The 18,120-nt window shown below is 71.6% G+C and carries 16 protein-coding genes, 5 tRNA genes, 1 pseudogene and 1 riboswitch; of the genes and pseudogenes, 14 read left to right on the forward strand and 8 right to left on the reverse strand.

All coding sequences use genetic code 11. The annotated features are described in order from the left end of the window. The 4 genes and pseudogenes from ACY8FT_RS02825 (at position 1) to ACY8FT_RS02840 (ending at position 4,825) form a co-directional block, all read left to right on the forward strand. Positions 1–1,218, forward strand: coding sequence for an alpha/beta hydrolase family protein (locus ACY8FT_RS02825; protein WP_462417429.1), 1,218 nt, complete (start codon positions 1–3; stop codon positions 1,216–1,218). A 59-nt stretch (positions 1,219–1,277) separates the two neighbouring features. Further along, a pseudogene (locus ACY8FT_RS02830) lies at positions 1,278–2,177 on the forward strand (polyphosphate kinase 2 family protein); the annotation flags it as partial. 347 nt (positions 2,178–2,524) lie between these two features. Beyond that, positions 2,525–3,373: an aldo/keto reductase gene (locus ACY8FT_RS02835; protein ID WP_462417430.1), complete on the forward strand. Its 849-nt coding sequence runs from the start codon at positions 2,525–2,527 to the stop codon at positions 3,371–3,373. Positions 3,374–3,382: 9 nt separating this feature from the next. Beyond that, the gene (locus tag ACY8FT_RS02840; protein ID WP_462417431.1) at positions 3,383–4,825 is read left to right on the forward strand and encodes a protein adenylyltransferase SelO; all 1,443 of its coding nucleotides are present in this window, start codon (positions 3,383–3,385) and stop codon (positions 4,823–4,825) included. A gap of 74 nt (positions 4,826–4,899) precedes the next feature. Here the strand turns inward: ACY8FT_RS02840 and ACY8FT_RS02845 are convergent, their stop codons facing one another. Next, on the reverse strand, positions 4,900–6,135 hold the full coding sequence (locus tag ACY8FT_RS02845) for a hypothetical protein (protein ID WP_462417432.1): 1,236 nt from the start codon (positions 6,133–6,135) through the stop codon (positions 4,900–4,902). 203 nt (positions 6,136–6,338) lie between these two features. Between ACY8FT_RS02845 and ACY8FT_RS02850 the strand changes: the two genes are divergently transcribed. Then, on the forward strand, positions 6,339–7,001 hold the full coding sequence (locus tag ACY8FT_RS02850) for an RNA polymerase sigma factor (RefSeq protein ID WP_462417433.1): 663 nt from the start codon (positions 6,339–6,341) through the stop codon (positions 6,999–7,001). Continuing rightward, positions 6,998–8,242: a serine/threonine-protein kinase gene (locus ACY8FT_RS02855; RefSeq protein ID WP_462417434.1), complete on the forward strand. Its 1,245-nt coding sequence runs from the start codon at positions 6,998–7,000 to the stop codon at positions 8,240–8,242. Before ACY8FT_RS02850 ends, ACY8FT_RS02855 begins: the two co-directional genes overlap by 4 nt. 97 nt (positions 8,243–8,339) lie before the next feature. On the opposite strand, the gene ACY8FT_RS02860 is transcribed toward ACY8FT_RS02855, so the two are convergent. From ACY8FT_RS02860 to ACY8FT_RS02880, 5 genes are all read right to left on the reverse strand, one after another. Beyond that, positions 8,340–8,412: transfer RNA gene (locus ACY8FT_RS02860), tRNA-Gly, on the reverse strand. Positions 8,413–8,454: 42 nt separating this feature from the next. Then, positions 8,455–8,529: transfer RNA gene (locus ACY8FT_RS02865), tRNA-Val, on the reverse strand. Positions 8,530–8,573: 44 nt separating this feature from the next. Further along, positions 8,574–8,644: transfer RNA gene (locus ACY8FT_RS02870), tRNA-Cys, on the reverse strand. Between the two features lie 24 nt (positions 8,645–8,668). Then, positions 8,669–8,741 (reverse strand) — tRNA-Gly (locus ACY8FT_RS02875). A gap of 111 nt (positions 8,742–8,852) precedes the next feature. Continuing rightward, positions 8,853–9,683, reverse strand: a complete 831-nt coding sequence (locus ACY8FT_RS02880) for a thioesterase family protein (RefSeq protein ID WP_462417435.1) — start codon at positions 9,681–9,683, stop codon at positions 8,853–8,855. Positions 9,684–9,730: 47 nt separating this feature from the next. Here ACY8FT_RS02880 and ACY8FT_RS02885 point away from each other — a divergent pair, with 47 nt between their 5' ends. The 4 genes from ACY8FT_RS02885 to thrS all read left to right on the forward strand — a co-directional run bounded on the left by ACY8FT_RS02885 (position 9,731) and on the right by thrS (position 13,467). Further along, positions 9,731–10,675 (forward strand): aminotransferase class IV, encoded by a 945-nt coding sequence (locus ACY8FT_RS02885; RefSeq protein WP_462417436.1) that lies wholly within the window; start codon positions 9,731–9,733, stop codon positions 10,673–10,675. Then, the gene (locus tag ACY8FT_RS02890) at positions 10,672–11,154 is read left to right on the forward strand and encodes a TIGR02611 family protein (RefSeq protein WP_462417437.1); all 483 of its coding nucleotides are present in this window, start codon (positions 10,672–10,674) and stop codon (positions 11,152–11,154) included. The genes ACY8FT_RS02885 and ACY8FT_RS02890 overlap by 4 nt, the downstream gene beginning before the upstream one ends. Positions 11,155–11,250: 96 nt before the next feature. Beyond that, positions 11,251–11,324 (forward strand) — tRNA-Val (locus ACY8FT_RS02895). 160 nt (positions 11,325–11,484) lie between these two features. Continuing rightward, positions 11,485–13,467 carry a threonine--tRNA ligase gene (gene thrS / locus ACY8FT_RS02900; RefSeq protein WP_462417438.1) on the forward strand — a complete coding sequence of 661 codons (1,983 nt, stop codon included), beginning with the start codon at positions 11,485–11,487 and terminating at the stop codon, positions 13,465–13,467. 176 nt (positions 13,468–13,643) lie between these two features. Here thrS and ACY8FT_RS02905 read toward each other — a convergent pair whose 3' ends face one another. After that, complete coding sequence (locus tag ACY8FT_RS02905; protein WP_462417439.1) at positions 13,644–14,132, reverse strand: C40 family peptidase; 489 nt, start codon at positions 14,130–14,132, stop codon at positions 13,644–13,646. After that, a riboswitch (cyclic di-AMP (ydaO/yuaA leader) is annotated at positions 14,133–14,294 on the reverse strand. A 212-nt stretch (positions 14,295–14,506) separates the two neighbouring features. Here ACY8FT_RS02905 and ACY8FT_RS02910 point away from each other — a divergent pair. Next, positions 14,507–15,067: an HIT family protein gene (locus tag ACY8FT_RS02910; protein WP_462417440.1), complete on the forward strand. Its 561-nt coding sequence runs from the start codon at positions 14,507–14,509 to the stop codon at positions 15,065–15,067. Positions 15,068–15,173: 106 nt separating this feature from the next. Here ACY8FT_RS02910 and ACY8FT_RS02915 read toward each other — a convergent pair whose 3' ends face one another. After that, a complete protein-coding gene (locus tag ACY8FT_RS02915) occupies positions 15,174–15,437 on the reverse strand; it encodes a GlsB/YeaQ/YmgE family stress response membrane protein (RefSeq protein ID WP_462417441.1) in 264 nt (87 codons plus the stop codon). 183 nt (positions 15,438–15,620) lie between these two features. Between ACY8FT_RS02915 and pgsA the strand changes: the two genes are divergently transcribed. From pgsA to ACY8FT_RS02930, 3 genes are read left to right on the forward strand one after another with little or no spacing between them, the layout of a single operon-like run. Further along, positions 15,621–16,250, forward strand: coding sequence for a phosphatidylinositol phosphate synthase (gene pgsA, locus ACY8FT_RS02920; RefSeq protein WP_462417442.1), 630 nt, complete (start codon positions 15,621–15,623; stop codon positions 16,248–16,250). After that, positions 16,247–17,443: a glycosyltransferase family 4 protein gene (locus ACY8FT_RS02925; protein ID WP_462417443.1), complete on the forward strand. Its 1,197-nt coding sequence runs from the start codon at positions 16,247–16,249 to the stop codon at positions 17,441–17,443. The genes pgsA and ACY8FT_RS02925 overlap by 4 nt, the downstream gene beginning before the upstream one ends. Continuing rightward, positions 17,440–18,075, forward strand: a complete 636-nt coding sequence (locus tag ACY8FT_RS02930; RefSeq protein ID WP_462417444.1) for a hypothetical protein — start codon at positions 17,440–17,442, stop codon at positions 18,073–18,075. The genes ACY8FT_RS02925 and ACY8FT_RS02930 overlap by 4 nt, the downstream gene beginning before the upstream one ends. The last annotated feature ends 45 nt before the right edge of the window (positions 18,076–18,120 follow it).

Raw genomic sequence — 18,120 nt, forward strand, 5'->3', positions numbered from 1 at the left:
ATGGCTCTGACGAGTGCCGTGTGGCGACGCATCGGGGCGGTGGCCGGCTGGGTGGTCGGCAGCACCGCCGCGCTGACCGGCGCCGCCGCGGTGGGGACGGCGGTCTACTTCGGCCGCCGGGTGCTCACCCCCGATGCCGTCCACCCCGACGACTGCGAGCTGCTCGCCATCGACTCCGTGCACCGCACGGTCACCCTGGCGGCCAACGGACTGACCCTCCAGCCGGGTCGCTACGGGCTCTGGCTCAAGGGAGGGGACCGCCACCTGCGCTTCGGCGAGGTGCTGGAGCACCAGCAGGAGGCCGGGCGGGTGGTCCGTCGCCTGGACGCCGTCGACGGCCCCTTCCCGGTGCCCGGTCCCGCACGGCTCAACCCCTACTACTACCCCCGGGACCCCCGGCTGGCGCTCGGGATGCCGGCGCGCGACCTGCGGCTCGCCTCCGACATCGGCGAGTTCCCCTGCTGGCAGATCCTCCCCGAGGGCGTCGCGGAGGGCCCCGACCTCACCCACGACAGGTGGATGATCACCGTCCACGGCCGGGCGGCCCGTCGCGAGGAGGGCTTCCGGGCGGTGCGCCCGTTCCGCGAGTCCGGCTACGCCTGCCTGGTGCCGGCCTACCGGAACGACAGCGAGGCACCGCGCAGCGCGGACGGTCGCTACACCCTCGGCCTCACCGAGTGGCGCGACATCGAGGCGGCCATCGAGTACGCGGTCGAGCACGGCGCGCGCGAGGTCGTTCTCGTCGGCTACTCGATGGGGGGCGCCATCGTCCTGCAGACGCTGGTGCAGTCCGAGCTGGCCCACCTCGTCTCGTGCGTCGTGCTGGACGCCCCGGTGGTCGACTGGGGACAGGTGCTCTCGCACGCCGCGAGCCGCGCCAAGGTGCCGGCCGGGGTGGAGCAGCTGGCTCGCCACCTCATGGGTCGGGAGGAGGCGAAGTTCCTCTTCGCCATCAGCGAGCCGCGTGACCTCGCCCTCATGAACTGGCTGGACCGGGCGGCCGAGCTGACCCACCAGATGCTGGTAATCCACTCGGTGGTCGACGAGGTGGTGCCGGTGCACTCCTCCCGCGAGCTCGCGGCGATGCGGCCGGACCTCGTGACGCTGCAGGAGTGGCCGGTCGGCATGCACTGCCGGGAGTGGAACACCGACCCCGCCCGCTGGGAGCAGGTGGTGGCCCGCTACCTCGCCCGGACCAGGGTCTCCACCGGCTCCTGAGGCACCCCGACGAGGTCCTCGACGGGCCGCCGCACAGCCAGGAGTGGCAGAGTACGGCCATGGCAGAGACGAACCACGAGTTCCCCGGACCGACCGAGCAGGACCTGCAGGAGGCGCTGGAGCGCATCGCGCCGGGCGGGACGCCGTTCAGCGACGCCCTGCGCGTCGAGCGGGGATTCCGGCTGGAGGATGCCGACGCCTCCTCGACCCCCGCGTTCGACGGCGACAAGGCGGACGGGCAGCTGGCGATGGTCGCGGCCGAGCCCGAGCTGGACGAGCTGCAGGAGCGCCTGTACGCGATGGGTACCCGCGGCGACCGCCGGCGGCTGCTCGTGATCGTCCAGGGCATGGACACCGCCGGCAAGGGCGGGGTCATGCGCCACGTGTTCGGCACCATGGACCCGCAGGGCGTGCAGATCGCCGCGTTCAAGGCCCCGACGGCCGAGGAGCGCAAGCACGACTTCCTGTGGCGCATCCGCCAGCAGCTGCCCGACGCCGGGCACATCGGTGTCTTCGACCGGTCGCACTACGAGGACGTGCTCGTCGTGCGGGTGCACGACCTCGTCGCCCCGGAGCAGTGGAAAAAGCGCTACGCGGCGATCAACGCCTTCGAGCGGCAGATGGCCGCCCGCGGCACCACGGTCGTCAAGGTGATGCTGCACGTCTCCCGGCAGGAGCAGTCCGCGCGCCTGCTGGAGCGACTGGAGCGCCCGGAGAAGCACTGGAAGTTCAACCCCGGCGACCTCGACGAGCGCGAGTTCTGGGAGGACTACCAGGAGGCCTACCAGGTGGTGCTCTCCCGCACTTCCACCAAGGGGGCGCCGTGGTACGTGGTGCCGGCGGACCGCAAGTGGTACGCGCGCCTGGCCGTGCAGCAGCTGGTGCTCGAGCACCTTCGGGCGATGGACCTGACCTGGCCCGAGGCCGACTTCGACGTGGAGGCCAACCTGGAGCGGCTGCGCGAGCAGATCATCGCCGCGCCGGAAGGCGCCGAGGACGAACCGGCCTTCTCGGAGGCCCCCGAGGTCCTGCTGGGACGGACCACGGATGAGACTGTGGAAGGTGCTGCGGACGACTCGGGCAAGAAGAAGTCCAAGGACACGAAGAAGTCCGGGAAGAAGAGCAAGAAGCACAAGAAGAAGCACGACGAGGACGGGAAGTCCGCGAAGGACAAGAGCAAGAAGAAGTCCAAGCACGACAAGAAGGCCGACAAGAAGTCCGCGAAGAAGAAGCACGACGACGCGGACGACAAGGGCAAGAAGAAGTCCAAGGACAAGAAGAAGAGAAAGAAGAAGGAATCCTGATCATGGCGACGCTGCCCGAGGTGCCCACCGTCACGCTCAACAACGGGCTGGAGATGCCCCAGGTGGGCTTCGGCACCTTCCAGGTGGACGACTCCGAGGCCCAGCGGGCCGTCGAGACGGCGCTGGAGGCGGGCTACCGCCACATCGACACCGCGGCGGTCTACGGCAACGAGGCCGGCGTCGGTGCGGCCCTCAAGGCCTCCGGCATCCCGCGCGAGGAGCTGTGGATCACCACCAAGCTCCGCAACGGCGAGCAACGCAAGGACCTGGTGCGTCCGGCCTTCGAGGAGTCGCTGCGCAAGCTCGGCCTCGACGCGGTGGACCTGTACCTGATCCACTGGCCCGCCCCGGCCCTGGAGACCTACCACGAGGCGTGGACCGAGCTCGAGGGCATCTACCGCGACGGGGGTGCCCGGGCCATCGGCGTCTCGAACTTCCTACCGCACCACCTGCGCTCCCTCCTCGAGGGGGCCGAGGTGGTCCCGGCGGTCAACCAGATCGAGCTGCACCCGAGCTTCCAGCAGCCCGAGAGCCAGCAGGTCAGCCGCGAGAAGGGGCTGGCCGTGGAGGCCTACGCGCCCATCGGCCAGGCGAAGGACCTCGAGCTCCCGCCGGTCACGAAGATCGCCGAGGAGCTCGGTGTCACCCCGGGCCAGGTGGTGCTGCGCTGGCACCTGCAGTCCGGCAACGTGGTCATCCCCAAGTCCGTGACCCCGGAGCGGATCCGCACCAACATCGACCTGTTCGGCTTCGAGCTGAGCGAGGCCCAGATGGGGGAGCTCAGCGCCCTGGACACCGAGGAGCGGCTGTTCCCGCACCCGGACGAGGGCAACTTCACGATGCTGGACTGAGGCGGGCGAGTGATCCCCACCCTGGAGCAGTCCTTCGCCGCGGCCGTCCCGGAGCTCTCGCAGCCCTGGACGGCCGCGGCCGTCCCCGCCCCGCGTCTGTTGGCCCTCGACGAGGGGCACGCCCGGGAGCTGGGCTGGGACCCCGCCTGGCTCCGGTCGCCGGAGGGGCTGACCTTCCTGACCGGCGCGCGCACTGCCGAGGGCTCCCCGCCCGCGGTCGCGCAGGCCTACGCCGGTCACCAGTTCGGCGGGTTCTCCCCGCTGCTGGGGGACGGGCGCGCCCTGCTGCTCGGTGAGCACGTCGCGCCCGACGGCAGCCGGCACGACGTCCACCTGAAGGGCTCGGGGCGCACCCCCTTCGCCCGCGGCGGCGACGGTCTGGCCGCCGTCGGCCCGATGTTGCGCGAGCACCTGTTCAGCGTGTTCGCCCACGCCGTGGGGCTGCCGACGACGCGCTCCCTGGCGGTGGTGGCCACGGGGGAGCAGGTGCTGCGGGAGCGCCCCCTGCCCGGTGCGCTGCTGGTGCGTACCGCCGCGAGCCACCTGCGGGTCGGCACCGTGCAGCACGCCGCCGCCTCCCACGACCGGGACGTCCTGCAGCGGCTGGTGCACCACGCGCTGCACCGCCACCACCCGCAGGCCGCCGCCAGCGCGGCCGAGGCGGGGGAGCCCGAGGCGCTGGCCCTGCTGCGCGCCGTCGGGCAGGTGCAGGCCTGCACGGTGGCGCAGTGGATGGGCCTCGGGCTCGTGCACGGCGTCATGAACACCGACAACGTGACGCTCTCGGGCGAGACGATCGACTACGGCCCGGTCGCGATGCTGGACGCCCACGACCCGCAGGCGGTCTTCAGCTCCATCGACCATGCGGGCCGCTACGCCTACGGCAACCAGCCGGGGGTCGCGCAGTGGAACCTCGCCCGCTTGGCCGAGGCCCTGCTGCCACTCGTCGACGAGGACGCCGACCGCGCTGTCGAGCGGGCGACGCAGGTGGTGGTCGACTTCGCCGACACCTACCAGGTCGAGCGCACGGATCTCTTCTCCCGAAAGCTGGCGCTCCGGGGGCCGGACGAGGAGCTCGTCGCGGCGACGCTGGGACTCCTCGCCGAGCACGCGGTGGACCACACGCTCTTCTTCGCCGGGCTGGCCGACGGGCGGTCCCGGGAGCTCTTCACCGACCCGACCACCTTCGATGCGTGGGCCGACCGGTGGCGGGCGGCCACCGGCGGGGGAGAAGGGGCCGCCGAGGCGCTCCGCGTGGCGAACCCGGTGTACGTGCCCCGCAACCACGTGGTCGAGGAGGTGCTCGCCGCGGCGGAGCAGGACGACCTCGCGCCCCTCGAGCGCCTGGTCGGGGCGCTGCGTGACCCGTTCACGCGACGGGAGGGGCTGGAGGACCTCGAGGTTCCCGCGCCGGCCGGGGTGCCTCGCCACGTCACCTACTGCGGCACCTGAGGCGACGCCGGGGCCCGATGGACGAGACCGCGGCCGCCGAGAGACCCCCTCGGCGGCCGCGGTCTCGTGGTGGGTCACTCGGAGGCGGAAGCGGACTCCTCGCTCGAGGCCTCGTCGTCGGACGACTTCTCGTCGCTGGAGCCGGACTCCTTCTCTGACGCGTCGTCACCGGACTCGGACGCCTTGTCCTCGGACTTCTTGTCGTCGGACTCGTCGTCACCGGACTTCTCGTCCGAGGAGGAGCCGCCCTCGCCGGCCGTGTTCCAGGTGACGGTGGCCTCGGCGGGCTCACCCTCCGTCACCTCGGTGGCAGGCTTGGCACGCGGGGTCAGGCGGACGATCGCCTCTCCGGCGTCGGCGGGGACGGAGAAGGTCATGGGCCCGTCGAAGGCCTTGACGAGGCTGCGGTTCTCGTCCTCGGGCTCGATGGTGGTGCCGTCGGGCATCTCGACCTGGATGGTGCTCCTGTTGTCGTGGTTCTCCGGCTCGTCGACCGTCACGACGAGGTACAGCTCTCCGGAGCGGCTGAAGCCGAACTGCTCGTGGTACGGGGTCAGGTGGGCCTTCTCGACCTCACCGCGGATGGTCTGCGTCTCCTTCGTCAGGTCGACGTAGTCGAAGGACATCGCCTCGGCGTCGGTGACCTCGGCGGTGAAGTCCTCGACGGCGTAGAGCTGGGGAGCGGAGTCGGAGGTGCGGGTGCCGTCGACGATGCTGAGGGACTGCTCGAGCGACTCCTCCTGGCCGGTGGTGACCTCCAGCAGGAGGTCCTCGGGGGCGATGTCCTCGGGGGCGGAGACGATCACGCTGCCCTGCTGCCTGTCACCGGCCGTGGTGAACAGGCTGTCGGTGCCGGCCTCGCTGCCCTCGATGGTGACCGTGGCGGTGGACTCGGGGACCTCGTCCCCCTTCGGGCCGGGGATCTGGGGGTCGGTGCTGCTGTAGTTCATGACGTAGAAGGCCTCACCGTCGGCCGGGACGACCTTGTCGGCGTCTGCGGGGACGGACATGCCGGCCGCCTCGGCGTCCTGGGCCGACAGCTCGGTGAGCTGGCCGGTCTCGGTGATGCGCAGGTCCAGGCCGGGGGCGAGCAGGTGGGTCTCGGGGGACTCCTTGACGGGCTCCAGCTCGGCGTCCAGCTGCTTGGTGGTCCAGACCTGCCCGGCCTCCATGGCGCTCTCGAGCTCCTCCATGCCGGACTTCGCGGCGTCGAACTCGGCCTGCTCCTCGTCGTTGCTGCAGGCGGTCATGCCCAGTCCGAGGCCCAGAGTGAGGGTCAGGGCGGTCAGGCGGCGGGGCGTGCGGCTCATGAGGGCTCCTTGTGTCGTGTGTGATGTGCGTGTGCGAGGGGCCTGGTGCCGGCCACAGGGGCTCGAACGACGCATCACTGGGTACGTCGCACGCAGGATCCGAAAAGTTGCACGGTCATCTCGGTGTCCTGCGGATCCGGGGGGGACGGTGTGAACGGTAACGCCCCGAATCAGCGCCATTCCGGGGGGTGTAGCCTCCCGGCATGACCGCGTCGGCCGCCGATCCCCTGGACGCTCTGGAGAGGGCCCTGGAGGCCGAGGACGCGGTGGCGGCGCGCCGCCTCCTGGACGGAACCTCAGGTGACGACAGCGATCGTGCCCTGTCCCTGTTGGCGCGGACGGCGCAGCAGGCCAGGAGCCCCCACCTGGCGACCAGCCTCTTCGTGGAGCACCTCGATGCCTCCGGCATGGTGCGCCGCATGGTCTCGGCCGCTCTGCTCGACCGCGGCGCGGTCGATGACGTGACGCAGGAGAGCCTGATCTCGGTGGCCGGTTCCATGGGCTCCTTCCGAGGAGGCTCGCGCGTCTCCACCTGGGTGCACAGCATCGTCCGGCGGCGGGTGGCCGACCATCTGCGGCGACGGCGCGAGGTGCAGGAGCTGCCGGAGGAGGAAGAGCTGCCCTCGCACCGGATGAGCTCCCTCATCACCACCCGGGAGACCGTCCGGGAGGCCCTGGCGCACCTCCCGGAGCTGTACCGCGACCCGGTGGTGCTGCGCGACGTCCAGGGGCTGGCGTACGCCGAGATCGCGGACCGGTTGGGGCGGCCGCAGGGAACGGTCAAGGCGCAGATCTCCCGAGGGAGGGCGATGGTGGCCGCACGCCTCGAGGACGGAGGGTGGTCGGGCACCGGGGGACCGGCATGAGCACGGTGGGGCGCTACGAGCTCGGCGACGTGATCGGTGTGGGTTCCTTCGCGACCGTGCACCGCGCCCACGACCCCCTCCTGGAGGGGGACGTCGTGATCAAGGTGCTGGCGGAGAACCACAGCCTGAACCCCGAGGTGAGGGAGCGTTTCATCGCGGAGGGACGTTGTCTGCGCCGGGTGCGCAGCCCTCACGTGGTGACGGTGCACGACCTGGGGGAGACCACGCGGCAGCAGCCCTACCTGGTGCTGGAGCACGCTGACCGGGGAACGCTCGGCGAGAGGGTGGCCGAGCACCGCCGGAACGGGCGCGTGCTGGGTCGGGGTGACCTTCTCGATCTGTGTCGCCAGCTGGCCGCGGCCCTGGGGGCCCTGCACGAGGCACGTCTGGTGCACCGGGACCTGAGCCCCGCCAACGTCCTCATCACCTCCGTCGGCTCGGAGGGCGGGGCGGCCGGCGGCACGCCCAGGGGATCGCTGCTGGCTGCGGACGAGCGGCTGGTGCTCGCGGACCTGGGCCTGTGCAAGGACCTCGCCCTGAACAGTGGGCTCACCGTCACGGCAGGAACGTCGGGGTTCCGCCCGCCGGAGATGGAGGGCGGGCCGGCGGTCGTCGACCAGCGTGCCGACCTGTGGGCCCTCTCCGCCCTCGTCCGGTGGGTGGCGGACGGGGGCGATTTCCCGTCGGCGTTGGATCGAGTGCTCGATCAGGGGATGGCCGCTGACCCGCAGGCCCGCCCGGAGGACGGCGCGGCGTGGCTGCGCGGGGTCGAGGAGGCTCTCGCGGAGTCAGCCGGTTCCGGAGGAACCCCGACGTCCGCACCCGCCACCGCGGCAGGGGCTCTTCCGCACGGTCCCGGGACGTCGGAGCCGCGGGCGAGGGGCGGCCGGCCCCTCCTTCTGGCAGGCGCCGGGGCCGTGGTCGCCCTGGGAGTGGGCGGTGTGTTCGGCTGGTCCGTTCGCGGCGATGGCGCCCCGGGGCCGAACTCCGTGGACGGCAGCGTGTCCATCCGGGGGCCGGAGACGATCTCGGTAGGGGACCCCGTCGACTTCACCGTGGACCGCGAAGGAGTCGAGTCCTGGGTGTGGACGCTTCCGGACGGTCGGTACGTCGTGGACGAGGACGAGGTGACACTGTCCCCGGCCTCGTCCGGAGAGGCCACGCTGCGTGTGCAGGCGCAGGACTCCGCCGGGCAGCCGCTGGCGGACGACCACGTCGTGAGCGTGCGGGCCGAGGGCTGAACGTCGGACGACCGGGCCACCGGCTCCCGGCTCCCGGCTCCCGGCTCCGCGCACGCGAAACGGCCCACACCCCGAAGGGATGTGGGCCGTTCACCGGAGCGGACAACCGGGCTCGAACCGGCGACCTCAACCTTGGCAAGGTTGCGCTCTACCAACTGAGCTATGTCCGCGGGGCACGTGGGCCCCGGTCCGAGGACCGGGGCCTGTCGTGCTGGTGGGCGATACTGGGTTTGAACCAGTGACCTCTTCCGTGTCAAGGAAGCGCGCTACCGCTGCGCCAATCGCCCGTTTCGGATTGCTCCGAAGTGACGGCGGACATCCCGCCGCCTCGAGGTGGAGACGGGATTCGAACCCGTGTATACGGCTTTGCAGGCCGCTGCCTCGCCTCTCGGCCACTCCACCGTGAGGTCGACTGGATGACCTCAGAGCGGACAACCGGGCTCGAACCGGCGACCTCAACCTTGGCAAGGTTGCGCTCTACCAACTGAGCTATGTCCGCCTGCCGCTCGTTCTGGTGCCGATTTCTCGACCCCGCCCGTGCGGCGCTGGGAAACAATAACCAACTTCGACGCTCGTGCCAAGTCGGCCCCGGATCCGGCCCGGTGCCGCCTCAGAGCTGCTCCGGCATGGGCCGCACGGTGAGCGACTGCTCGATGCGGGCGAAGGCGCCGTCGACGTCGTGCATCCAGGTCGACGTGAGGCCCGCGCCGGTCGGCCCGAAGGCCACCTGACCGTCCAGCCCCATCCAGCCCGGGGTCGGCTGTCGCCACACGTGCACGCTGATCTCCACGTTCGGGAACATCCACTCGGCCGGGCTCTGCCGGGGGCCGATGCCGTTGGCGGTGTCCGACAGCGCCAGCGCCTGCGCCAGCGGCGACACCTCCTCGCCCTCCACGAGTTCCTTGTCGGTCCGCAGCCAGGCCCGTCCGCGTCCCGGCGCGTGCCCCGGGACCTCACGGAAGTCGAGCGAGTCGATGAAGCCACCGCTCCACACGTGCATGCCGTCCCACTCGGGCAGGGACTCGGGGTCGGGCAGGCGCTCGATCTCCTGACCGGCGACCTCCGCGGTGTCGACCACCTGGATGCGCCAGGCGTGCGCCTGCACGACGACGCGGTCGCCGATCGTCATGGTCGCCTCCAGCAGCTCGATGCTGCGCCCCGGCCGTACCGTCCGCACGGAGATCGTCGACGGCAGGGCGGGCATCACCCCGTAGACCTCCAGGGTCACCCGGGAGAGCTGCATGTCCTCGCGGGGCTCGTGCCGCGCGAACTCGTGGGTGAGGAGCCCGACGACGGGGGCCAGGTGGTGCTCCCACGGGCGCCAGGCGCCCTGGACGTGGATCGTCGGCTGGTAGCGGCCGTCGCCCAGGGGCTGGAAGTAGCAGGGGACGTCCGTCGGCAGGGAGTCGACGATCTGGTCGGGTTCGGGGAGGGCGTTCATGCGGCCAGCGTAAGGGCGCCCGTGATCCCGCGACCTAGCATGTGCCCATGGATGACATGCAGCCCATCGTCTGGGTCAACGGAGAGATCGTTCCCGCCGACCAGGCGGCCGTCCTGGCCGTCGACCACGGCATCACCGTCGGGGACGGGGTCTTCGAGACCGCCGAGGTGCGCGACGGGCGGGTGTTCGCCCGGACGCGCCACCACGACCGCATGGACCGTTCGCTGGCGGGCATCGGCCTGCCGCCGCTGGACCGGGCCCGGCTGGACGAGGGGATCGAGGAGGTCCTGACCGCCTCGCGCGAGGAGCACGGCGCGGCGCCGGCGCTGGGTCGGCTGCGCTACACGGTCACCGGTGGCCGTGGCCCGCTGGGCTCGGGCCGGTACGAGGTCGAGCCCACCTACATCGTCGCCCTGGCCCCGGACCCGGGCGCCGGCCCCGCGACGACCGTGGCCGTGGGCCCGTGGCGACGCAACCTGCACTCCACGGTGACCGGACTGAAGACCACCTCCTACGCGGAGAACGCCGTCATGCTGCTGGCCGCCAGCCGGCTGGGCGCCACCGAGACCCTGTTCGCGACCAGCGACGGCGACCTGTGCGAGGGCACCGGGTCCAACGCCTTCCTGGTCACCGACGGGGTGCTGCGCACCCCCGGCCTGGACCGGGGTCCGCTGGCCGGGGTCACGCGCGGGCTCGTCATCGAGTGGGCCCGCGAGGCCGGCCTGGAGGTGCGCGAGGAGCGCATCCCGATGGCGGACCTCGCCTCCGCGGACGAGCTGTTCATCACCAGCTCCATCCGCACCGTCCAGGCGGTCGAGCGCCTCGTGGAGATCACCTCCTCGCCGCTCCCGCCCGCGCCCGGCCTCGCGCAGCCCGAGGCCCCCTCGGTGCAGCACGGGGTGTCCTTCGATCGCGACCTGCCCACGGGGCCGGTCACCCAGCAGGTGCAGGCGCTCTTCCGGGGGAACGCGGCCGCGACCCCGGACCCGTGACGGCGCACCGCTGGCGGGGGAGCGGGGCGCCGCCGCCTCCGGACCCGGTCCCGCTGCACGAGCGGGACTGGGCCTGGCGCAACCGACTCCGCGCCCTGCCGGGGGTGGGGCACTTCTACAAGCTCCTCGTGGGGCTGGTGGGCCTGCTGATCGTGGTGCTCGGGCTGATCCTCGTGCCCTTCCCCGGGCCCGGCTGGGCGATCGTCTTCCTCGGGGTGCTGGTGTGGGCCACGGAGTTCCCTCCGGCCTCCCGGCTCCTGTCCTGGGGGCGCGGCAAGGTGGTGGACTTCGGGCACTGGGTGGCCCGCCGGGGGTGGCCGGCGCGGGTGGCGCTGGGTGTCGTCACCTTCCTCACCGCCACCGTCATCGTGTGGTGCATCGCCTTCGTGTTCGGGCACCCGCCCGCCCTGCCCGCGGTGGTCGGCGACCTGCTGACCCGGTGGGCGGGGCTGCCACCCGAGCCGGTCTGGTCCCGGTGACCCGTTCGCTCCGGACGGGGAGCATGCAGCGATTCGCGCTGCGCATCGCGATGGGGTACAGTCTGCCGTCGCACCAACGAGTTGGTGCAGGCTTCCGGGCGCATAGCTCAGTTGGTTAGAGCGTTCGCTTCACACGCGAGAGGTCAGGGGTTCGAGTCCCTTTGCGCCCACCGGAGAGAGAGCCCCGCGGTCCGCCTGGACCGCGGGGCTCTCGTCGTTCCCGGCCCGCCGGGGGAGTGGAGGTGCCGCGTAGACTGCCCCGGCACGCCCTGTGGGCGTCGACCCGTCGCTTCCACCACGCAGCAGGTGCTGCACGAACAGGAGAATGCCTTGGCTCCCATCAGTCTGACCGTGAACGGCGCATCCCGTACGGCCGAGACCGGGACCACCGGCACCGACCTGTTCGGGGAGGACCGCAAGGTCGTTGCCGCCCGCGTCAACGGCGAGCTGCGCGACCTGTACCGCGAGGTTGCCGACGGCGACGTCGTGGAGGCCGTGCTCATCGACGAGCAGGACGGCCTGGACATCCTGCGCCACTCGGCGGCCCACGTCCTCGCGCAGGCCGTGCAGCAGGAGTTCCCCGAGGCCAAGCTCGGCATCGGCCCGCCCGTCCGGGACGGCTTCTACTACGACTTCGACGTCGCGGAACCGTTCACGCCGGAGGACCTCAAGAAGCTCTCCAAGACCATGCAGCGCATCATCAACGAGGGGCAGACCTTCGTGCGCCGCGAGATCTCCGACGAGGACGCCCTCACCGAGCTCGCCGGCGAGCCGTACAAGGTCGAGCTCGTCGGCCTCAAGGGCGGTGCGGCCGAGGACGCCGCCGAGGGGGCGTCGGCCGAGGTGGGTGGCTCCCAGCTGACCATCTACGACAACGTGCGCAAGGACGGCTCGGTCGCATGGGGTGACCTGTGCCGGGGCCCGCACCTGCCCACCACCAAGCTCATCGGCAACGGGTTCGCCCTGACCCGCTCGGCTGCGGCCTACTGGCGCGGCTCGGAGAAGAACCCGCAGCTGCAGCGCGTGTACGGCACCGCCTGGCCCAGCAAGGAGGAGCTCAAGGCCTACCAGGAGCGCCTGGCCGAGGCCGAGCGCCGCGACCACCGCAAGCTCGGTGCGCAGATGGACCTGTTCAGCTTCCCCGAGGAGGTGGGGCCGGGGCTGCCGGTGTTCCACCCCAAGGGCGCCGCCCTGCGCAAGGCGATGGAGGACTACGTCTACAAGCGCCACGTCGAGGAGGGCTTCCAGTACGTCACGACGCCCCACTTGGCCAAGGAGCAGCTGTTCCACACCTCCGGCCACCTGCCCTACTACGCCGAGGGCATGATGCCGGAGCTCGACGACGACGGGCAGGCCTACCGCGTCAAGGCGATGAACTGCCCGATCCACAACCTCATCTACCGCAGCCAGCAGCGCTCCTACCGTGACCTGCCGCTGCGCTTCTTCGAGTTCGGCACCGTCTACCGCAACGAGAAGTCGGGCGTGCTCCAGGGGCTGACCCGCGTGCGCATGATCACGCAGGACGACTCGCACTCCTACGTCACCGCCGAGCAGGCGCCCGGCGAGATCCGCCACCTGCTGGACTTCGTGCTCTCCCTGCTGCGCGACTTCGGGCTCGACGACTACTACTTGGAGCTCTCCACCCGGGACGAGGACGGGGACAAGAAGGACAAGTTCATCGGCTCCGACGAGCAGTGGGAGCAGGCCACCTCGGTGCTGCGCGAGGTGGCCAAGGAGACCGGCCTGGAGCTCGTCCCGGACCCGGGCGGCGCGGCCTACTACGGTCCGAAGATCTCCGTGCAGGCGCGCGACGCCATCGGCCGCACCTGGCAGATGTCGACCATCCAGTACGACTTCAACCAGCCCGAGCGCTTCGGGCTGGAGTACTCGGCGGCCGACGGCGGTCGCGAGCGCCCGGTCATGATCCACTCGGCCAAGTTCGGCTCCATCGAGCGCTTCATCGGCGTGCTCATCGAGCACTACGCCGGCGCCTTCCCGGTGTGGCTGGCGCCCGTCCAGGTGCTCGGCGTGCCGGTGGCGGGGGAGTTCACCGAGTACCTCCAGGACGTGCTGGACCAGATGGCCGCCGAGGGCATCCGGGTGGAGCTGGACGCCGGGGACGACCGCTTCCCGAAGAAGATCCGCAACGCCAGCAAGTCCAAGGTGCCCTTCACCGTCATCGCCGGTGGTGAGGACCGCGACGCCGGGGCGGTCTCCTTCCGCTTCCGCGACGGGTCGCAGGAGAACGGCGTCCCGGTCGCCGACGCGATCGCGCGCATCCGCGAGGCGATCGACACCCGCGCCCAGGTCTGAGGCGCCACTGCACGAGGAGCGGGCCCGCACCCCACGACCGGGGTGCGGGCCCGCTCGTCGTGGTGGCCCGATCAGGGTGCCCACCCGAGGCAGGGGGGGACGAGAAAAGGGCCCCTGCCCGGAGGCAGTGGCCCTTCCTCGTCGTGCTCCCGGACCGTGCCGGGCACCCGTTCGGCTCAGCCGAAGCGACGGGTGGTGTAGCGCCAGGTCCAGATGCGGTCGCAGGACAGGCGACGACCCGGACGCGGGGCGTGGTAGATGTAGTGACGGCCGTTCCACGGCACGTAGAAACCCACGTGCGAGGCGTAGTTCCAGTCACCGACGAACAGCATGTCGCCCAGGGTCGCGTAGCGGCGCGAGATCTTGCGCGCAGCGCGGTACTGGGAGGCGGCCGAGCGCGGCAGGGAGACGCCGTAGGCCTTGTGGGCCCACTGCACCAGGCCGGAGCAGTCGTAGCTGGACGGGCCGTCGGCGCCGTACACGTAGGGCTTGCCCTCCTGGGTACGGGCCTTGCGGTAGATGGAGCGACGACGCGACTGCGTCATGGCGCTCGCGCCGGTCGCCGACCCGACGGTCAGGGCACCGGCGCCGGCAGCGGCGGCCGAGCCGACCAGGAGGGAACGGCGGTTGACGACGGCAGGGGTCTCGAAGGTCGTTGCAGACATGAGGGATCTCAGGATCGCTTACGGAGTGTTGCCTGTCGGGTTCGGCTCCTGTGAAACCGGCCAAGGGGACTCCTGGCTTCACCCCAAGACGACGCAGGGTCGTCGGAGATGGGTACCCCGTTCCCACCATCGACTTTCGTCGGACATCAGCGGTGTCATGGTGGGACTCAGCGGGACACCGCCACCCCCGCAAGGGATCGGGGGCGGCCCCAAGGTAAGGCATCCCCCCCGGGGAGGGTCAAACCCTGGGTGGAGAGGATTGGAAGATCCTGACCGGCAGTGTGATTCGACAGATTGTCGTATGTCGGTCCCGGTGGGCCGGGGCCCGGGTCTCCACCCAGGGGAGGGGGTGTCGCCCTCGTTACGCTCGAGGAATGACGAATGAGCCTGTCGAGTCCAGTGCCGACCTGCCGGGGGTCCCGGACGGCTTCCAGCGGCTGTGGGTGCCGCACCGCATGGCGTACCTGGACGCGAGCCCCTCGCGCGGAGGGGAGCGGACGGAGTGCCCCTTCTGCGTCGGTCCGCACCTGGCCGACGGCGAGGGTCTGCTGGTGGCACGGGGCGCGCACTGCTTCGTCACGATGAACCTCTACCCCTACAACGCCGGGCACGTGCTGGTGTGTCCCTACGAGCACGTGCCCGGCTACCTGGACATCGAGGGGGAGGCGCTGGCCGAGTTCAGTGCCCTCACCCGGCAGGCCATGCGGACCCTGAAGGCCGTCTCCGGCTGCCACGGCTTCAACCTGGGCATGAACCAGGGGAGCGTGGCCGGAGCGGGCGTGGCCGAGCACCTGCACCAGCACGTCGTCCCCCGTTGGGCCGGGGACGCGAACTTCTTCCCGATCGTCGCCCGCACCAAGGCCCTGCCGGAGCTCCTGGAGGACACCCGGCGGAAGCTGGCCGAGGCCTGGCCGGACCACGCCGAGGACCGCTGAGCCGGCGGTGTCCGCGGTCACCGGGGCACGACGAACACGGCGGACACGACGAAGGGGCCCCGTCGGACGCGCGTCCGACGGGGCCCCTTCCGAGCCGTGACCGGGGTCAGCGGCGGCCGGTCACCTTGCCCACGATGAAGAGCAGCAGGCAGGCGCCGATGATGGCGGAGATGAAGCTCCAGAGGTTGAAGGCCTCACCCATGATGTCGCCTCCGGTGAAGAGGCTCACCAGGAAGCCGAAGAGCGCGGCACCGATGATGCCGACGATGACGTTGGCGGGGATGCCCATGGCGGCATCGGTACCCATGATCTTGCTGGCGATCCAGCCGGCGATTCCGCCGACGATGATCCAGGCGATGATGGTCCACATGGTCGGACTCCTTTCGTCAGTGCCCTCGTGAAGGGGATACCGGCCTGTGTGGGGCCGGTCGAGGGCGCTTGCGTCAAGGCTAGGCAGAGAGCGCACACATATCCTGTCGAGAGGAACGTGCAAAGTCTCACAGTCCCCGGTGTGGGCCGCGCAGTACCGCACGAGGACTAGGCTTTGTCCGCCATGTTGAGCCGCCATGCCCGCCCCCTCCTCGCGCGCGTCGTCGAGCCCGTCGCCGGCACCCTGCTGAGGGTGGGGCTCGGGCCGGACGCCGTCACCGTCGGTGGCCTCGTGGGCGTCGTGGCGGGCTCCCTCTGGTTCTTCCCCCGGGGTGACTTCCTGGTCGGGACCCTCGTGGTGACCGTGTTCGTCCTGTCCGACCTGCTCGACGGGACCATGGCCCGGATGCAGCGACGCTCCAACCCCTGGGGCGCCTTCCTGGACTCGACCTGCGACCGGGTCGGCGACGCGGCGGTGCTGCTGGGCATCGCGTGGTGGGCGCTGCGCGGCGCCGGTCCTGCGGGGGTGCTGGGCGGCGGTCACGCCACCCTGCTGGCGGTCCTCACCCTCACGGCCCTGGTCGCCGGGTTCCTCGTGAGCTACGCCCGTGCCCGTGCCGAGGGTCTGGGTGTCCGTGCGGACGTCGGCCTGGCCGAGCGCGCCGACCGGCTGGTCCTGGTGCTCGTGAGCACGGGGCTGGTGGGCCTCGGTGTCCCCCCGGTGCTCCTGACCGTGGCCATGGGGGTGCTGGCGTTGGCCGGCGTGCTGACGGTCGGCCAGCGGATGGCCGCCGTGCACCGGGAGTTCGCATGAGCTGCCGCATCGGCCTGGTCTGCCCCTATCCGGTGGACATGCCCGGCGGCGTGCAGTCACACGTGCGTGACCTCGCCCGCAACCTGCACTCGGCCGGCCGCGAGGTGAGCGTGCTGGCACCGGTCTCCGGGACGGGGGCCGCGCTGCGCCGGGCCGCACGGGTGGGGGAGGACACCCCGCTGGAGCCGTTGGCCGCGGCCGCCTGGGGGTTGCCGGACTCGGTGGGGCTGACCGTCGTGCCCGGTGCCATCGAGGTGCCCTACGCCTGGTCCGCCTCCCAGGTGATCACCGGTCGGGCCGCCCGCCGTGCGGTGGACGCCTGGGTGCGGGCGGTGGAACCGGACCTCGTCCACGTGCACGAGCCGATGGCGCCCAGTCTGGGGCTGACGACGGCCGACGTGGTGTGCGAGCGGGTCCCGCTGGTGGCGACCTTCCACAGCTCGTTCAAGCCCGGGCACTCCATGCGACAGATCCTCCCGCTCGTGCAGCAGGTGCTGCGACCCGTCCGTGCCTCGATCGCGGTCTCGCGACCCACCCGTCGCTCGGTGCGCGAGTGCTTCGGCGTCGACCCCCGGGTCATCCCCACGGGTGTGCAGGTGCAGCAGTTCACCGACCCGCCGCCGCGCGCCCCGTGGGCGGAGGGCCCGGGGCGCCCGACGATCGCCTTCGTCGGGCGCTCCAGCGAGAGCCGCAAGGGGCTGCGGCTGCTGCTCGAGGCCCTGCCGGGGATCGCCCAGCGGACCCCGGGCATGCGGGTCTTCGTCGCCGGCCCCGGCCAGGAGGCGGCCCGGCGGGTGGTCAATCAGGAGTTCCCGCACCTGCGCACCTCGGTCGTGTGGCTGGGGGAGCTCAGCGAAGCCGACAAGGCTTCACTCATGCGGAGCGTGTCGGTCATGGTGGCCCCACAGGTGCAGGGGGAGAACTTCGGCATCACACTGGTCGAGGCCATGGCGGCCGGAGCCCCGGTGGTCGCCAGCGACCTGCCGGCCTACGTGTCGGTCCTGCGCGGCGCCGGGCGTCACTTCCGGGCCGGCGACCCCGAGGACCTGGCCGCGGTGCTGGAGGACGTGATCCTCGACCCCGGCGTGCGGGCGCGCATGCGCCAGGCCGGTCTCGCGCGAGCGGCCCGCTTCGACTGGAAGGTGGTGGGCCGCGAGGTCATGGACGTCTACGAGGAGGTGGTGGGCCGGTGAGCACGCGTTCACTCGACCCGATGGCGTGGGGGCAGGCGCTCGGCGTCGGCACCCTGGGGGCCCTCGTGGTCCTCGCGGTGGGGGGCGCCCTGCTGTGGCGCTCACGGGCAGCAGGCCGGGCGCGGGAGGCCCGTGCCCGCATCGAGGCGTCGCGCTCGGCCCTGGATGCCGCACTCATGCGACGGGCCCTGGCCGCCCGCGAGTTCGCCTCCATGGGCTGTCTCGACCCCGCGAGTGCCGTGATCGTCCTGCGGACGGTCGGTGACGTGCTGGACGCCTGCGACGCCAGCGCCACCCCGGCCGACCTCATGGGGCCCGACCGGCTCGAGGCCGAGGAGCACCTGACCGAGGCCCTGCGCCGCGCCTTCCACCAGCGCCACGGCAGCGGTGGGGCCAGCGGCGGTGAGCTCGGCCCCCAGACCGTCGCGGCCAAGCAGGCGCTGGCGCGGGCCTCCGAGCGGGTGCACGCCCTGCGGGTGCGCCACAACGACGAGGTGCAGTCCACCCGGCACCTCATCGCCGGGCCGGCCGCCCGTCTGCTCGGCGTCGACCGACGCGGCGAGCACCCCGAGCCGCTGGAGGTGGAGGACGACATCCCCCACCTGAGGGCCACTGATGAGCCCGCGACGTAGACTGCTGCCCCAGCCCTCCGGAGCCCCGGTGCGCCACCCCACAGC

The sequence above is a fragment of the Kytococcus sp. Marseille-QA3725 genome (assembly GCF_054950055.1).

Bases quoted from the DNA above. Each gene is read 5' to 3' on its own strand.
- ACY8FT_RS02825 (WP_462417429.1), top strand. From the start codon at position 1: ATGGCTCTGACGAGTGCCGTGTGGCGACGCATCGGGGCGGTGGCCGGC.
- ACY8FT_RS02835 (WP_462417430.1), top strand. From the start codon at position 2,525: ATGGCGACGCTGCCCGAGGTGCCCACCGTCACGCTCAACAACGGGCTG.
- ACY8FT_RS02845 (WP_462417432.1), bottom strand. From the start codon at position 6,135: ATGAGCCGCACGCCCCGCCGCCTGACCGCCCTGACCCTCACTCTGGGC.
- ACY8FT_RS02850 (WP_462417433.1), top strand. From the start codon at position 6,339: ATGACCGCGTCGGCCGCCGATCCCCTGGACGCTCTGGAGAGGGCCCTG.
- ACY8FT_RS02855 (WP_462417434.1), top strand. From the start codon at position 6,998: ATGAGCACGGTGGGGCGCTACGAGCTCGGCGACGTGATCGGTGTGGGT.
- ACY8FT_RS02880 (WP_462417435.1), bottom strand. From the start codon at position 9,683: ATGAACGCCCTCCCCGAACCCGACCAGATCGTCGACTCCCTGCCGACG.
- ACY8FT_RS02885 (WP_462417436.1), top strand. From the start codon at position 9,731: ATGGATGACATGCAGCCCATCGTCTGGGTCAACGGAGAGATCGTTCCC.
- ACY8FT_RS02905 (WP_462417439.1), bottom strand. From the start codon at position 14,132: ATGTCTGCAACGACCTTCGAGACCCCTGCCGTCGTCAACCGCCGTTCC.
- ACY8FT_RS02910 (WP_462417440.1), top strand. From the start codon at position 14,507: ATGACGAATGAGCCTGTCGAGTCCAGTGCCGACCTGCCGGGGGTCCCG.
- ACY8FT_RS02915 (WP_462417441.1), bottom strand. From the start codon at position 15,437: ATGTGGACCATCATCGCCTGGATCATCGTCGGCGGAATCGCCGGCTGG.
- pgsA (WP_462417442.1), top strand. From the start codon at position 15,621: ATGTTGAGCCGCCATGCCCGCCCCCTCCTCGCGCGCGTCGTCGAGCCC.
- ACY8FT_RS02925 (WP_462417443.1), top strand. From the start codon at position 16,247: ATGAGCTGCCGCATCGGCCTGGTCTGCCCCTATCCGGTGGACATGCCC.